At 67.5% G+C, this 13635-nt stretch carries 15 protein-coding genes; 9 read left to right on the plus strand and 6 right to left on the minus strand.

What is annotated here, in order from left to right:
* The first annotated feature begins 50 nt into the window (after nucleotides 1-50).
* Genes RCH07_RS02865 through RCH07_RS02890 form a run of 6 tightly spaced genes read left to right on the plus strand, consistent with a single transcriptional unit; the run spans nucleotide 51 to nucleotide 4910 of the window.
* A complete protein-coding gene (locus tag RCH07_RS02865) occupies nucleotides 51-263 on the plus strand; it encodes an MbtH family protein (protein ID WP_326965958.1) in 213 nt (70 codons plus the stop codon).
* A complete protein-coding gene (locus tag RCH07_RS02870) occupies nucleotides 260-1303 on the plus strand; it encodes an ATP-binding cassette domain-containing protein (RefSeq protein WP_326965959.1) in 1044 nt (347 codons plus the stop codon). Before RCH07_RS02865 ends, RCH07_RS02870 begins: the two co-directional genes overlap by 4 nt.
* Complete coding sequence (locus RCH07_RS02875; RefSeq protein ID WP_326965960.1) at nucleotides 1300-2100, plus strand: ABC transporter permease; 801 nt, start codon at nucleotides 1300-1302, stop codon at nucleotides 2098-2100. Before RCH07_RS02870 ends, RCH07_RS02875 begins: the two co-directional genes overlap by 4 nt.
* Entirely contained in the window at nucleotides 2097-2981 is an 885-nt protein-coding gene (locus tag RCH07_RS02880) for a 4'-phosphopantetheinyl transferase family protein (RefSeq protein ID WP_326965961.1), read from the plus strand. The genes RCH07_RS02875 and RCH07_RS02880 overlap by 4 nt, the downstream gene beginning before the upstream one ends.
* The gene (locus tag RCH07_RS02885) at nucleotides 2965-4233 is read left to right on the plus strand and encodes an MFS transporter (protein ID WP_326965962.1); all 1269 of its coding nucleotides are present in this window, start codon (nucleotides 2965-2967) and stop codon (nucleotides 4231-4233) included. Before RCH07_RS02880 ends, RCH07_RS02885 begins: the two co-directional genes overlap by 17 nt.
* Nucleotides 4230-4910: a FadR/GntR family transcriptional regulator gene (locus tag RCH07_RS02890; protein ID WP_326965963.1), complete on the plus strand. Its 681-nt coding sequence runs from the start codon at nucleotides 4230-4232 to the stop codon at nucleotides 4908-4910. The genes RCH07_RS02885 and RCH07_RS02890 overlap by 4 nt, the downstream gene beginning before the upstream one ends.
* 105 nt (nucleotides 4911-5015) lie before the next feature.
* On the opposite strand, the gene RCH07_RS02895 is transcribed toward RCH07_RS02890, so the two are convergent.
* From RCH07_RS02895 to RCH07_RS02920, 6 genes are all read right to left on the minus strand, one after another.
* A complete protein-coding gene (locus RCH07_RS02895; RefSeq protein ID WP_326965964.1) occupies nucleotides 5016-5552 on the minus strand; it encodes a hypothetical protein in 537 nt (178 codons plus the stop codon).
* Nucleotides 5553-5736: 184 nt separating this feature from the next.
* A complete protein-coding gene (locus RCH07_RS02900; protein WP_326965965.1) occupies nucleotides 5737-7206 on the minus strand; it encodes an FAD-dependent oxidoreductase in 1470 nt (489 codons plus the stop codon).
* Nucleotides 7207-7274: 68 nt separating this feature from the next.
* On the minus strand, nucleotides 7275-8558 hold the full coding sequence (cobA, locus tag RCH07_RS02905) for a uroporphyrinogen-III C-methyltransferase (protein WP_326965966.1): 1284 nt from the start codon (nucleotides 8556-8558) through the stop codon (nucleotides 7275-7277).
* Nucleotides 8559-8738: 180 nt separating this feature from the next.
* Nucleotides 8739-9674, minus strand: coding sequence for an ABC transporter permease (locus RCH07_RS02910; protein ID WP_326965967.1), 936 nt, complete (start codon nucleotides 9672-9674; stop codon nucleotides 8739-8741).
* Complete coding sequence (locus tag RCH07_RS02915) at nucleotides 9664-10389, minus strand: ABC transporter ATP-binding protein (RefSeq protein ID WP_326965968.1); 726 nt, start codon at nucleotides 10387-10389, stop codon at nucleotides 9664-9666. The genes RCH07_RS02910 and RCH07_RS02915 overlap by 11 nt, the downstream gene beginning before the upstream one ends.
* A 43-nt stretch (nucleotides 10390-10432) precedes the next feature.
* On the minus strand, nucleotides 10433-11503 hold the full coding sequence (locus tag RCH07_RS02920; protein WP_326965969.1) for an ABC transporter substrate-binding protein: 1071 nt from the start codon (nucleotides 11501-11503) through the stop codon (nucleotides 10433-10435).
* On the opposite strand from RCH07_RS02920, the gene RCH07_RS02925 reads away from it, so the two are divergent.
* The 3 genes from RCH07_RS02925 to RCH07_RS02935 all read left to right on the plus strand — a co-directional run bounded on the left by RCH07_RS02925 (nucleotide 11502) and on the right by RCH07_RS02935 (nucleotide 13555).
* On the plus strand, nucleotides 11502-11648 hold the full coding sequence (locus RCH07_RS02925; protein WP_326965970.1) for a hypothetical protein: 147 nt from the start codon (nucleotides 11502-11504) through the stop codon (nucleotides 11646-11648). The two genes, RCH07_RS02920 and RCH07_RS02925, sit on opposite strands and share 2 nt — an antisense overlap.
* 276 nt (nucleotides 11649-11924) lie before the next feature.
* A complete protein-coding gene (locus RCH07_RS02930; RefSeq protein ID WP_326965971.1) occupies nucleotides 11925-12839 on the plus strand; it encodes a HipA domain-containing protein in 915 nt (304 codons plus the stop codon).
* A 347-nt stretch (nucleotides 12840-13186) separates the two neighbouring features.
* Nucleotides 13187-13555, plus strand: a complete 369-nt coding sequence (locus tag RCH07_RS02935) for an HIRAN domain-containing protein (RefSeq protein ID WP_326965972.1) — start codon at nucleotides 13187-13189, stop codon at nucleotides 13553-13555.
* The last annotated feature ends 80 nt before the right edge of the window (nucleotides 13556-13635 follow it).

Here is a 13635-nt window from a genome sequence, read left to right on the forward strand (position 1 = left end):
GATCCACGCGAGGGGCTTTCCGATTGCCAGAACAGCCAGGAAAGGTCACCATGACGAATCCATTCGATGACAAATCCGCAACGTTCTCCGTACTCGTGAATGAGTATCAGCAGCACTCCCTCTGGCCCGCTTTCGCCGCCGCTCCGGAAGGCTGGGTCACCATGTTCGGCCCGGACAGCCGTGAAGCGTGCCTGGACTACGTGTCCCGGACCTGGACGGATATGGCTCCGCGTAAAGTCGCCGAGCTCGCCGCGTCGCAGTGATCCGGGTCGAGAACGTCAGCAAGAGTTTCGGCAGCTTCAAGGCTCTGGACGGGCTCTCCCTGCAGGCCGGCGAAGGGACCGTGCTGGGCCTGCTGGGACCGAACGGTTCGGGCAAAACCACCACCGTGAAGGTGCTCACCACCCTGCTGACCCCGGACAGCGGTGACGCCCGGGTTGCGGGGCATTCCGTGTTGAGCGATCCGGACCTGGTACGGCGGAACCTGGGCTTGTCCGGGCAGTACGCGGCCGTCGACGAAAAGCTGACGGCCTTCGAAAACCTGCACATGGTGGGACGGCTCTACGGTATGAACCGGCGCACCGCGGCGGCCCGGGCACACGAACTGCTCGAAAGCTTCCGGCTCACCGACGTCGCCGGCAAACGCTCCGGCACGTTCTCCGGCGGCATGCGGCGGCGGCTGGACCTCGCCGGGGCCATCGTGGCCCGGCCCAAGGTTGTTGTGCTGGACGAGCCCACCACCGGACTGGATCCGCGCGGCCGGCTCGACACCTGGGACGTGGTGTCACGGCTTGTGGCCGATGGCACCACCGTGCTCCTGACCACGCAATACCTCGAGGAAGCCGACCGGCTGGCGGACCACATCGCCGTCATCAACCACGGCCGCGTCATTGCCGAGGGGACCGCGACGGAACTGAAGCAGAGCGCAGGTACGGAACGGATCGACGTCGTGATGCGCCACGCCGCGGACCTTACCGCGGCCGCCGCCGTCCTGGAGCAGGCCGCCGGGCCGGACGCCCGGCCGGAACTGGACCCGCAGAACCTGCGCGTCTCCGTCGCCGCGCCCGACGGGCACCGGATGCTGGTCCGGGTGCTGTCCGAACTGGACTCCCGGTCCCTGCCGGTGGAGGAGGCCTCGCTGCGCCGCCCCACCCTGGATGACGTTTTCCTGCAGCTGACCGGCCACGCCGCCGCGGCCGGGCAGGCCGCCGGGCAGGCGGCGCAAGCTCCGGCCGCGCAAGCCGGGCAGGCGGCGCAAACTCCGGCCACGCAAGCTCCGGCGAAAGTCGAGGTTGACGCATGAGCGCCATCACCGCCGCGGCCCGGGACAGCTCCGTCATTGCCCGGCGCAACCTCATCAACGTTGTACGCACACCCGGCGCGCTGGTCACAGGAATCGTGCAGCCCGTTATGTTCGTGCTGCTGCTGGGCTTCGTCTTCGGCGGGACGCTCGGCGGGGACCAGTACCGCAGCTACCTGATCGGCGGCATCCTGGCGCAGACCCTGACCTTCAACGCCTCCTTCACCGCCGTATACCTGGCGAAGGATCTCCAGCTGGGGCTGATCGACCGTTTCCGGTCCCTGCCGATGTCACGCGTGGCCGTCATCCTGGGCCGCACCTCCTCGGACCTGTTCACGAGCGTGCTGTCCGTCGTCGTGACGCTGCTCTGCGGCCTCGCCATCGGCTGGCGGATCACCACCGGCCCGGCCCAGGCGCTGGGAGCGCTGGCACTGCTGCTGCTGTTCGCTTTTGCCGTTTCCTGGATCGGTGCTGTCATCGCGCTGACGGCCCGGAGCGTGGAGGTGGCGCAAAGCCTGGGCCTGGTGTGGCTGTTCCCGGTCACTTTCGTCTCCGGCGCGTTCGTGTCCGTCAATTCCCTGCCCGGACCGCTCCGGGTGATTGCCGAATGGAATCCGGTTACCGCCGTGGCGACGGCCGCCCGGGAACTCTTCGGCAACCCGGCACCTGCCGGCTTCGGTATCCCGGGCGGCTGGCCCGCCGAGAATGCCGTGCTCTATTCGGTGCTGTGCAGCGTCGGCATCATCGCCGTGTTCGCCCCGCTGGCGATCGCCCAGTACCGCCGGATCAGCAAGAGATGACAGCGCCCGACGGCGGCCCTGCCGGGACTTGCTACATAGCGGTTCCGTCCGCCGCCGTTCAGGCAGCGGCGGTCCAGGCCGGCGGCGGGCTGCACGGCGACGGGCTGCACGGCGGCGGGCTGCACGGCGGCGGCCTCGGCGCATTCCTGTCCCCGCGGGAACACGACGCCTCGCTCCGTTTCCACCGCGGGGAGGACCGGCTGGACTACTCCGCTTCGCACGCCCTTTTCCGGCTCCTGGCCGCCTGGTGGCTGGGACTGGGGCCCGAACACGCCGCAGGACTCGAGGTGCGGCGGCTCTGCGGCGGCTGCGGCAGCACAGAGCACGGCAAGCCCTCCATTGAGGGCGTTGGATTGAGCATGTCCCGCAGCCACGGAACCGTGATGGCCGCCGCCGGCCCCGCCGGAACCAGCCTCGGCGCGGACATCGAAAAGGTGCCGGCCAAGGTGTTCGCCGGCTTTGACGATTTTGCCGTCGCCCCGGGGGAAGGGCTCGGGCGCCACGGGCTCGATGTCTCCGACGCTTCCGGCGCCTCTGACGCACCCGATGCATCCGATGCTTCGGATGCAGACCGGATCAGGCTCTGGGTGGCGAAGGAGGCCGTGCTGAAGGCCGCCGGCGTCGGGCTGGCAGTGGATCCGTCCGCTGTGCGGCTTGACCCGGCAGGTGCCCGCGCCGTGTTCCGTGCGGAAAGCCCCGGGAACCCGGCCGTCCATGGTCTTCTGGTCGGTGCCGTGCCTGCTCCGCCCGGCTATCTGGCGGCCGTGTCGGCGCGGTCCGGTGTGCCCGCGCAGCCATTGTCTCTTCCCGAGATATTCAGCACTAAAGGATCCAGCGCAAACATCAAACGTCTAACCTTTACCTATGGTAAGCACGGCTAACAGCACGACGGCGTCCGCCGTCCCCCAGACAGCACCTCTGCCCGGCGTGCGCGCACCCCGCGGCGCCATCATCGCGGGAGTCGTCGCGATCGTGCTGATCGGACTCAACCTGCGCGCCGGCATCACCGGCGCCGCCGCCCTGCTACACGATCTGCAGGCGGTCCTGGGCTACGGTGCACTGATCGCCGCCGTGATCCCCTCGATCCCCACCCTGTGTTTCGCGGTGGCCGGGGCCGCGACCTCCTGGCTCACCCGGTATCTGGGCCTCGAGAAGGCCATTCTGCTCTCCCTCGTGCTGCTCGCTGCGGGCCTGTTGCTCCGCGGCATCCCCTCGACCGGGATGCTGCTCGCGGGCACGGTGGTCGGCATGTCCGGATTGGCCATCTGCAACGTCGCGATGCCGTCGTTCATCCGGGTCCACTTCGCGGACCGGACCTCCCTCATGACGGCCCTCTATACGCTGAGCATGACGACGGGGGCCACCGCGGTGGCCGTGTTGATCGTCCCCGTGGCGCAGCAACTCGGCTCGCCCTCCGCGGGAGTGGGCTCCATCGGCTTCCTGGCTCTTTGCGCCTGCCTCGGCTTCCTGCCCATCGCCGTTCACGCCCACCGCAATGCGCCCGCCGTCAAGGCCGGCCGGGTTTCCCCCTGGCCGCTGTTGCGGACCCGCACCGGCCAGCTGATCACCGCCGGCTTCACGGTGCAGGCACTTATCGCCTATGCAGTGCTCAGCTGGTTCCCTTACATGCTGGTCACGCTCGGACTCACCGCGTCCGAGAGCGGAGTGATGTTCGGGCTGATGCAGCTCGTCTCCGTCCCGGCCGGAATGGTGCTGGTCGCCATCGGTTCACGCCCCCGGATGCGGCGCACCGCGTTCCACCTGGCCACGGTGACGATGACCCTGGGCGTCCTGGCCATGCTGGTGCTGCCGGTCTCCTGGGCTCCCCTGACAGCGGTGCTGCTCGGCTTCGGGCTCGGCATCTTCCCGCTGGTCATGGTGATGATCAGCCGCAGCGGCCGCACCACCGCCGAGACCACAGCACTGTCCACGGTGGCGCAGTCCGCAGGCTACCTGCTCGCGACCCTGGGCCCGTTCGGCATGGGCCTGCTCCACAGCGCCACCGGGTCCTGGACGCTCCCCCTCCTCCTGCTGCTGGCCGCAGCCCTGGGCCAGATCGCCGTCGGCCATCTGCTCACGGCGCAGCCTGGAATCCAGCCCGCGGGGACGCCGGCCGACGAGGTCCGGCCGTGAGCCTCACGACGTCACACCGGGCGCCCCTGGTAGATGAGATCACCGCCAAGCTGCGTGAGCTGATCCATTCGGGGGAATGGCAGCTGCAGCAGCGGATTCCGGCCGAACCGGAGCTGATGGACACCCTCGGAGTCTCGCGGGGCACCCTGCGTGAGGCGATCAAGGCACTCGCGCACAGCGGCATGCTTGAGGTCCGCCGCGGTGACGGCACCTATGTCCGTGCCACCAGCGAGATCTCCGGCGCCGCCCAGCGGATGTACCGAGACCACTCGCAGGTCCACATTCTTGAGGTGCGGGTGGGGCTGGACACGCAGGCGGCACGGCTCGCGGCCCGTCACGCCAGCGCCGAGGACGTCGCAGCCATGCGCGGGCTCCTGGCGGCGCGCCGTCTCGCCTGGCTGGCCGGGGACTACGCCGGCTGGGCCCGGGCGGACTGGGACTTCCACGTGTTGGTGGCCCGGGCATCGGGCAACCCGCTGCTGCACGAACTGTACGTCAGCTTCGGCGAGGTCTTCCACGCCGACCTTCTCCGGCAGCAGCGCAAGGGCGGTCTCCAGGGCCTCCCGCACGAGGGCCACGGCCAACTCGTGGAGGCGATCGAGGCACACGACCAGACGGCCGCCGTCGAAAGCGTCCACCGGAACCTGAACTCCTGTGCGGAGTGGATCCAGCAGTAGCTGCCCGCCCGACACAAAAGGCCCCCGCGCCGGAATCCTCTCCCGGCGCGGGGGCCCTTGCCTAGTGGCTGACTGAGTGCCGCGCGGCCAGCGCGAAGGCTTAGGCTAGCGCGCGAGGCCCGCGAAAACGTTCTTCGGGCGCTGCATTTCGCCGTGCTTGGCACCCAGGACGATGACCCAGCCGGCGAAGACCGGAATGGCCCACTGCAGGATCTTCAACTGCTGCTGAGCGGAACGGAGTTCCTCGGAGGCACCGGGCTTGGGCTCGGTGGCACCTTCGGCACCTTCGCTGGCCAGCTTGTCCACCTTGGCGCCCTGGACACCTGCGTACAGGCTCACGGCGGCACCGGCCAGGGTGACGGCCGACTTGTACACGGTCAGGCCCGTGACGCCGTCCTGCTTGGCCATCCGGCCCTTGTTCTCCCACAGGACCGCCAGGCCGGAGAGGAAGTGCGCGCCGAAGGCAGCCGTCTGGAACGGCGCCCATTTCTTCCAGCCGAGGGCCGAGAGCCGGGTACGCTCGGCCGGATCCTTGGCCTCCGCCGTCGCACCGTTCAGCCCGATGGCACCCATCAGCGAGCCGCCGAACCAGGCGCCTGCCGTCAGATCGTGGATGGACCGGGAAACGAGATTACCTGCCATGGTGATTCCTATCGTCTGTAGTCGAATCGGGAAGTTCAGCGGCCACCGAAGGCCACGACCCAACTATGGTAAGCACACTTAGTAAAAAGTTGTTAGTCCACGGATGCAACGCGGGGTCACTTAGCGCCCATAATCCCCTCCGGGATGGGCGCCAAGTGACCCCGCGTTGCTCTTTGTGGGGGGATTAGACTTCGGCAGCCACTCCGTCGCGGGAGATCTCCACCATGGCGTCGCGCGGGACCACCTTGACGCGTTCGCGCTGGATGCCGCCCGCCCCGGCGTCGGCAGTCGCTTTCCCGCCCAGGGCTCGCTCGTGCGCGTCGAGCGCCAGCCACCCTTCCCAGCTCGTGTACCGCACGCCGCGGCTCTGCAGGAGTTCGACGATCGTCTCCGCCGCCGGCGCCGCGGCCGTTGGCAGGTTGTCGCGGTCCTGAAGCAGGTGAGTGACGGTTTCGAGGGCGTCGCCCTTGGTGTGGCCGATCAGGCCCACCGGTCCGCGCTTGATCCAGCCGGTGGCGTAGATGCCCGGCACCTGGGTGTCGGAAGCGTCCAGGACGCGGCCGCCGTCGTTCGGAATGACGCCCCTGCTGTGCTCGAACTCGACCTCCGGCAGCGACGACCCGAAGTAGCCGATCGCGCGGTAGACGGCCTGGACGGGGTAGTCCACAAACTCGCCGGTACCGCGGGCGTTGCCGGTGCCGTCCAGTTCGGTGCGCTCGAACCTGATGCCGGCGACGCGGCCGGGGGCGTCGGCGTCGTGCGTTGTTCCCAGAACCTCCACCGGACTGTGCAGGAAGTGCAGGTGCAGGCGGCGGGAGGCCGTGAGTTCGGAGAGGTCCTCGGGCTGCTCGGCGATCCAGTTGGCGAGGGTGCCCACCATGGTCCTGGTCTGGTTGTTGCTCTGGATCTGGCGGTCCGATTCGGCATCGAACTCGAAGTCCTCGGCGTAGAGGATGATGTCCACGTCCTTGCAGTGGGAGAGCTCGCGCAGCTCCAACGGGGTGAACTTCACCTGGGCCGGTCCGCGGCGGCCGAACACGTGCACGTCCGTGACCGGGGAATCCCTGAGCGCGCGGTGGACGTTGTCCGGGATCTCCGAGACCAGGAGGTCATCGGCCTGCTTGGAGAGCATCCGGGCGATATCCAGGGCCACGTTGCCGTTGCCGATCACGGCGACTTCCCTGGCATCCAGGGGCCAGTCGCGGGGAACGTCGGGATGCCCGTCATACCAGGAGACGAAGTCGGCGCCCCCGTACGAGCCCTCGAGTTCGATGCCCGGGATGTTCAGGTCCGCGTCCTTGATGGCCCCGGTGGCGAAGATGACGGCGTCGTAGTGGGTGCGGAGGTCCGCGAGCGAGAGGTCCGTGCCGTAGTCGACGTTGCCGAAGAAGCGGATGTCACCGCGGTCCAGGACCTTGTGCAGGGCGTTGACGATGCCCTTGATGCGCGGGTGGTCCGGGGCCACGCCGTAGCGGATCAGACCGTAGGGCGCCGGGTAGCGGTCGAAAAGGTCGATGCTGACCGTAAGCTCGCCGCTCTTCACGGCCTCGCTTTTGGTCAGGAGGTCAGCGGCATACACGCCGGCCGGTCCGGAGCCGACGACGGCGATGCGCAGCGGGCGGGCGGCAGTTCCTGCCGGAGTATTCGTTGACACGGCGGTGTTCCTTTGTTCTGTTGCATCCGTTGCTCCATAACGGCCCTTTTGAGGCTTGATAACGGCAGTTATGGAGCAATCGACGGGGTTAAGGGAGTGCGGGGTGCGTTCGGGGAGGTGGTGCTGTAGTCGGCGGTCTTGAAGTGCGACGGCGCGAACGGGCTGACGCGGACCACGTCACCGATCACGATCACGGCGGGGTTCGCCACGCTGGCGGCCTCCGCCTGGTCCGCGATGGTCCCGAGCGTTCCGATAGTCACCCGCTGGTTGGGCAGGTAACCATTCTCTACGATGCCAACCGGCGTCTCCGCTGGCAAACCGGCGAGGGCCAAAGAGGCTGCGGAGTGGCGCAACTGGCCCACGCCCATGAGCAGGATCACGGTGTGGTCGGCGCGGGCAGGGACTTCGGAGAGTTCCTCGTGGCCGGTGACCACGCTGAAACCCTTCGCCAAACCGCGGTGCGTGACCGGGATGCCGGCGGCGGCCGGGACGGAGATGGCCGAGGTCACGCCGGGAACCACTTCAACGTCGACGCCGTGCTGCCGGCAGTACTCGGCTTCCTCGCCGCCGCGGCCCAGAACGTACGGATCGCCGCCCTTGAGCCGGACCACGCGGTGTCCAAGTAGGGCTTCATCTACGAGGATGCGGTTGATCCCGGACTGCGGGATGGGGTGGTGGCCGGGCGTCTTGCCGACCTCGATGACGCGGACGTCCGGGGCCAGTTCGTTGAGCAGCTCCCGCGGGCCGAGGCGGTCCGCCACGACGACGTCGGCCTGGCCAAGGAGCCGCCGCCCGCGGACGGTGATGAGTCCGGCGTCTCCGGGCCCGCCGCCGACGAGGGCCACGGAACCGGCCGTTGCGTCGGGCCGGGCCCGGCGCCGGCGCAGCGGGAGGTCCCCGGTTTCCAGGGCGGTGGCGACGGCGTCGCGCAAGGCCATGGCGCGGCGCGGGTCTCCCCCGGCGTTGACGGCGATCCTGACGTCGTCCACAACCGCGACGGCGGGCGTCCAGGCTGCGGAGGCTTCGTGGTCGGAGGCGTTAACGCACCAGATGCGCTGCGCTTCGGCGTCGGCCGCAACCTGCGCGTCGACGGCAGCGTCGCCGGTGGCGGTCTGGACGAACCAGGCGCCGTCGACGTCGGATCCGCGGTACTGGCGCGGCTCCCAGGCGAGGTGGCCGGCGTCGGAAAGTCCGGTCAGGGCGGGGCAGGCAAGGGGCGCGACGACCGTGACGCTGGCGCCGGCGTCGAGCAGCCCTTTAGCGCGGCGGGCGGCGACCGGGCCGCCGCCGACCACCAGCACGGGGCGGCCGAGGAGGCGCAGCGCCGTGGGGTAAATGTCCTGAATTGCCATGCCTCGACGATAGGGCGGCGTCACAGGGCGGAACAACGGACCGGAAACACCCGTTCACGCAAGGTAACGCCACGTCACATGGCTGTTCCCGAACCAAGCAACGCGGGGTCACTTAGCGCCCATAAACCCAAGGGTTATGGGCGCTAAGTGACCCCGCGTTGGTTTGTGTGGTGGCTAGGGCTAGCGGGTGCTGCCGGCCAGGAGGCCACGACGGCGGAGCAGCCGCTTCTCGATCGGGGCGAAGACGAGGAGCTCGATCAGGATGCCGACGGCGAGGATCAGCAGGATCGCGGCCATCACGGTGGTCATGTCGGACAGGACGCGGCCCTGGTCCAGGAGCGAGCCGAGGCCGAACCCGATGGTGCCGCCGACGGCGATGATTTCCGCGGCCATGAGGGAACGCCAGGAGAAGGCCCAGCCCTGCTTGAGTCCGCCAAGGTAGCCCGGAAGCGCTGCCGGGAGCACAATCTGCAGCGCCATCTGGAGCCGGGAGGCACCCAGCACGGTCCCGACCCGGCGGTACTGCGGCGGGATCTGGTCCACGCCGGAGATCAGCCCGTTGATGATCGACGGAATGGCACCCATAAACACTACGAAGTACACCGTGGCGTCGGTCACGCCGAACCAGATGATGGCGGCCGGCACCCAGGCCACGGACGGAAGGACCTGGAGCCCGGAGATCAGCGGCCCGAACGCGCGCCGCAGCGGGGCGACCTGGGCCAGCAGCAGCCCCACCGGGGTCGCTATGGCGACGCTGATCAGGAATCCCGCGAGCCCGCGCTGCAGCGAGGTCCACACGGCTTCCTGCAGCTTCCCTTCGCCCCAGAGCAAAGCCAGCTGGCCCAGAACATCCAGCGGTCCGGGTACCAGATCGCGCCGCTTGAAGCCCAGGGACACGTAGACCTGCCAGCCGAGGACCAGCACGGCCAGCGCCGCGACGGGCAGCAGGATCCGGCTCCAGTCGATCCGTGACTTGTGCACCGCGTCGGACTGCAGCGAGTCCAGCCCGGCCTCGAGCTGGCGCAGGTCTTCCGTGCCGGTGGAGGACCGGGTCAGGGCCGCGGTGAGGTGCCGGGTCTCGGCGGGTTCAACCAGCGGAGTTTGGCTATTTGGCATGGCGGCGGATCTCCTCGCGCAGCCGGGCGGTGATTTCGCCGGTGAGTTGGCCGGCCAGCCCGGCGTCGGTACGGTGTTCCTCGCTGACGTGCCATTCCCGCACCACCCGGCCAGGCCGGGAGGAGAGCAGCAGCACGCGCTGGCCCAGCCGGACGGCTTCGCGGACGTTGTGCGTGACAAAGACGATGGTGCGGCCGGTCTCCTTCCAGATCCGCTCCAGCTCGTCGTGCAGCAGGTCGCGGGTGATCGCATCCAGGGCCGCGAAGGGCTCATCCATCAGGAGCAGCTGCCGGTCCTGGGCCAGCGAACGGGCCAGGGCGACGCGCTGGCGCATCCCGCCGGAGAGCTCGTGCGGGCGTTTATCCCCCGCCCCGGCCAGGTGCACGAGATCAAGGAGCCCGTCGGCTTTCATTCGGCGGCCGGATTTCCCGACGCCGCGCAGCTTCAGCGCCAGCTCGATGTTTTCCCGCGCCGTCAGCCAGGGAAACAGCGCCGCGTCCTGGAACATAAAGGCCGCGCCGTCGCTGGGCACCTCCAGGGCGCCCGACGTCGGGGCCTCCAGTCCCGCCATGATGTTCAGCAGGGTGGACTTGCCGCAGCCGGACGCACCGAGCAGGGCGACGAACTCACCCTGCCCGATGCTGGCGTTGACGTCGTCCAGCACCGGGTCGCCGTCGCCGAAGCGCTTGCCCAGGTGTTCGAGTACGACTGGCATTCTCACGTCCTAACTTGTATGGCGGGCCGGCGGCAGGGGCTGGTTAGTCCTTGCCCAGCCCCTGCGCGGAGGTCTTTTTCCCGGGGGCATCCCGGCCCGGGATGCTGTTCAGGGCGGTGAGGTCGAAGATGCCGTTGATGTCCGCCTGCTTGGTGGTGCCGGCGTCGACGCCGTCCTGGAGCAGCTTCTGGTACGTCCCGGCGAGCGGATCAACGGTGAAAACGATGTTCCTGAGCGAACGGTCGATCACATCGGCGGGCAGGGCGGCGCCGGCGGATTCCTTGAGTACGGCGTTGAGGACCGTGGCTTTCTCCGCCGCCGGTGCGGCGTTGAGCCAGTCCACGGCTGCGGCGTGGCCCGTCAGGAGAGCCTCCACCGTGTCAGGATGTTCGGCGGCGAACTTCTTGTTGACGATCAGGACGGTGGTGCTGAATTCGCCCTTCTCCCAAAGGTCCTTTTCGTCGACGAGGACCTTCGCGCCGGCCTGGAGCACCAGGCGGGAGGCCCAGGGCTCCGGCAGCCACGCGCCGTCGAGCTTGCCGTCCTGGAACAGTTTCAGGGTCTGGGCGTTGTCGGTGGGGTTGATGGCGACGTCACCGCTGCCGTCGGTCTTCGTCCGGTAGCCCTGCTGGCCGAGCCAGGCGCGCAGCGCCACGTCCTGGGTGCCGCCGAGCTGCGGCGTCGCGAACTTCTTGCCCGCCAGGTCTGCAGCCGCGTTGATCCCGGGTTTGACCACCAGCTGCGCCCCGCCGGATGCGGCGCCGGCGATGATGCTGATCGATTCGCCCTTGCTCTTGACGTAGGAGTTGATCGCCGGGTTGGGGCCAACATAGGTGGCGTCGATGGCGCCGGCGTTGAGGGCCTCGATCGCCGCGGGGCCGGCGTTGAAGACCTGGGTGCTGAGCGTTGTCCCGCCGAGGCTCTTCGCGATGAGGCCCTGGCTGACGCCGACGAGGGCCGGGGCGTGGGTGATGTTGCCGAAGTAGCCGAGCTTGAGTTCCGCAGCCGGGGACGCTGCGACGGCGGCCGGGGCAGCCGCGCCCTCGTTGCCGCGCGACGCTGTGGACGCGACGGCGGCGCCTGCGCCGATCAGCAGGACAAGGCCGGCGGCCATGCTGATCTCCAGCGTGCGCCTGGGCCTGGCCGGCTCCCCGGCGACGATGCGCGTGGTGCCGGGTCGGGTGCCGGGGGCGGCGTTTCGGGGAGCGGATGACATGGGTGAAGTCCTGTTCTGGGGTGTGCTGATGGACCGGACCTAGTATTCAGTGCCGGCGACATCGCCCCTGAAACTCGTGGTGGGGGGCCGGGATGAGCCGTTCCGTTGTTGTCATTGACTCACCATAGGGACTGCCGGGATCGCAGTTCAACGGTTCGGAAACCCGGGGTCACGCGGGTTCATGGAGCGTCATATGCGCCAACGGCGGGCCGGGCCTTGCATCGCCGCAGCACACCGATTGTCGGTGTGCTGCACTATGCTCCGAAGTGGATTCCGGACGAACAATCGTGTTGGTAATAGGGAGCGGGCCACGATCAGCGTGAGTGCACCATACAGAGAGGACCTCTGGGGCGCGTCGCCCTTTGAGGTGGTCGACATCGCGCATTGGACGCCGGACCAGGATGAGCCCTCTGGCGAAAACGAAAAGACCTGGTTCAGGGCCCCCGATGGCAGCCGGTGGGTCTTCAAACCGAATCGACCCAGGCGCAGTCTCTTCGAAAATTCGGCAGAACTCGCGGCCAGCCTCATCGCAGTTCAGCTCAGAATTCCGGCAGCTAAGGTCCGTCTTGCGAGCCTCGACGGCACAGCAGGCTGCGTCTCAATGAACGTGGTGTCCTCGGAACGGAACCAACTTGAGAATGGATCCGTCTTCATCTCCGAATTCGTCGACAACTTCGACCCCAAAGACAAATTGAGCCGAGGACACAGCCTCACCAACATTCTCCGGGTTCTGGATCATGTCGAACCGCCCATAGGCGCTATCCAGTCGAGCCTGTCGGCATCCGGCTGGTTCGCCGGCTATTTATTGTTCGACGCCCTGATCGGCAACCGTGACAGGCATAGCGAGAACTGGGCCATCGAGATCACCGAGGCCGGGACACGTCATTTGGCGCCTTCCTACGATCACGCCACCAGTCTGGGCATCGTCGTTCGCCATGCGGGACTCGCTAAGACGATAGGCAGTCAGCAAGCCATTAACGCCTTTGCGCAAAATGCAACGGCCTATCGATTTCAAGGCCACAGGGACGATTCTTTGGTTGACGTAGCTGGGCAATTCGCGAGGCTGTGCGGCACCCGGGCGCTCCGTTACTGGCAGGAGGAGTTCAGCGCTCTTGCGGTCCAGGCAGCCATGGATGTGGTTGCTGGCGCTAAAATGTCGCCAGGCAACGCTACGCTGGCACAAGGCATCATCCGCTACAACCAAGAGAGGATCTTGGCATGCCTCAACTCCTAACCCACCGACCGTCAGCGGTCGCGAAGCGCACAGGACCCAAGTCTCTTCTTGTAGCGTGGCAGCACCCTCAAACGCGAACTTATCTCCTGCTGGGCCGGGCCACGGCTTCCGCCGACGGCCACTTCGAATTCGAATACTTCCCCGAAGTTGAAAAAAACGTGAACTTCCGTGCCATTCCGGGGTTTGGTGATTCAGGCCGGACGTACTCGTCAACGACGCTCTTCCCGTTCTTTTCCACACGAATCATGAGCACGCGCCGGCCGGACCGGCCGGAGTGGCTCCACAAACTTCACGTTAGTGAGGATGCCCAACCTTTCGAAATACTTGCCCACTCCTTTGGGAAGCGCGTGGCAGACACCTACGAGATTTTCGCCGAACCGGAAGTCGACTTTGCCGCGGGCACCATGGGCTTCTCGGTGCCGGTCCACGGACTTCGGTACATGTCAGCAGAAGCAAAGGCTTGGGTGGACAAATCGCTGCGTCGCGGCGACACGTTGGATGTGCTTCCTGAACCCGAGAACCCAAAGGATTCCCGGGCCCAGGGCATCTGGGCGGGTGGCCAGATGCTTGGTTTTGTCCCTGCACCGGTACTTGACTACCTTGATCTCATGAAACGGCCGGGTACATTCTCAGCCGAGGTGGAACGGGTCAACCCGGAATCGGACGGCACACATTTGCGCGTCGTGATGTCTTTGCGTTGGACCGGACTCGGCTGACAGTGAACGTCCAGCGGGGACGGCACCACGCCACGTACAGGGCCATCCCCTCAATGCTCCATAAGTAGCCGGGAGCCCGA

Source organism: Arthrobacter sp. CG_A4 (assembly GCF_035985125.1).
In the GTDB taxonomy this organism is placed as follows: Bacteria; Actinomycetota; Actinomycetes; order Actinomycetales; family Micrococcaceae; genus Arthrobacter.

What these genes read in the sequence shown, in the direction of transcription:
- RCH07_RS02865 (WP_326965958.1), top strand. Translation starts at nt 51, where the DNA reads ATGACGAATCCATTCGATGACAAATCCGCAACGTTCTCCGTACTCGTG.
- RCH07_RS02875 (WP_326965960.1), top strand. Translation starts at nt 1,300, where the DNA reads ATGAGCGCCATCACCGCCGCGGCCCGGGACAGCTCCGTCATTGCCCGG.
- RCH07_RS02880 (WP_326965961.1), top strand. Translation starts at nt 2,097, where the DNA reads ATGACAGCGCCCGACGGCGGCCCTGCCGGGACTTGCTACATAGCGGTT.
- RCH07_RS02885 (WP_326965962.1), top strand. Translation starts at nt 2,965, where the DNA reads ATGGTAAGCACGGCTAACAGCACGACGGCGTCCGCCGTCCCCCAGACA.
- RCH07_RS02895 (WP_326965964.1), bottom strand. Translation starts at nt 5,552, where the DNA reads ATGGCAGGTAATCTCGTTTCCCGGTCCATCCACGATCTGACGGCAGGC.
- cobA (WP_326965966.1), bottom strand. Translation starts at nt 8,558, where the DNA reads ATGGCAATTCAGGACATTTACCCCACGGCGCTGCGCCTCCTCGGCCGC.
- RCH07_RS02910 (WP_326965967.1), bottom strand. Translation starts at nt 9,674, where the DNA reads ATGCCAAATAGCCAAACTCCGCTGGTTGAACCCGCCGAGACCCGGCAC.
- RCH07_RS02915 (WP_326965968.1), bottom strand. Translation starts at nt 10,389, where the DNA reads ATGCCAGTCGTACTCGAACACCTGGGCAAGCGCTTCGGCGACGGCGAC.
- RCH07_RS02925 (WP_326965970.1), top strand. Translation starts at nt 11,502, where the DNA reads ATGCTGATCTCCAGCGTGCGCCTGGGCCTGGCCGGCTCCCCGGCGACG.
- RCH07_RS02920 (WP_326965969.1), bottom strand. Translation starts at nt 11,503, where the DNA reads ATGGCCGCCGGCCTTGTCCTGCTGATCGGCGCAGGCGCCGCCGTCGCG.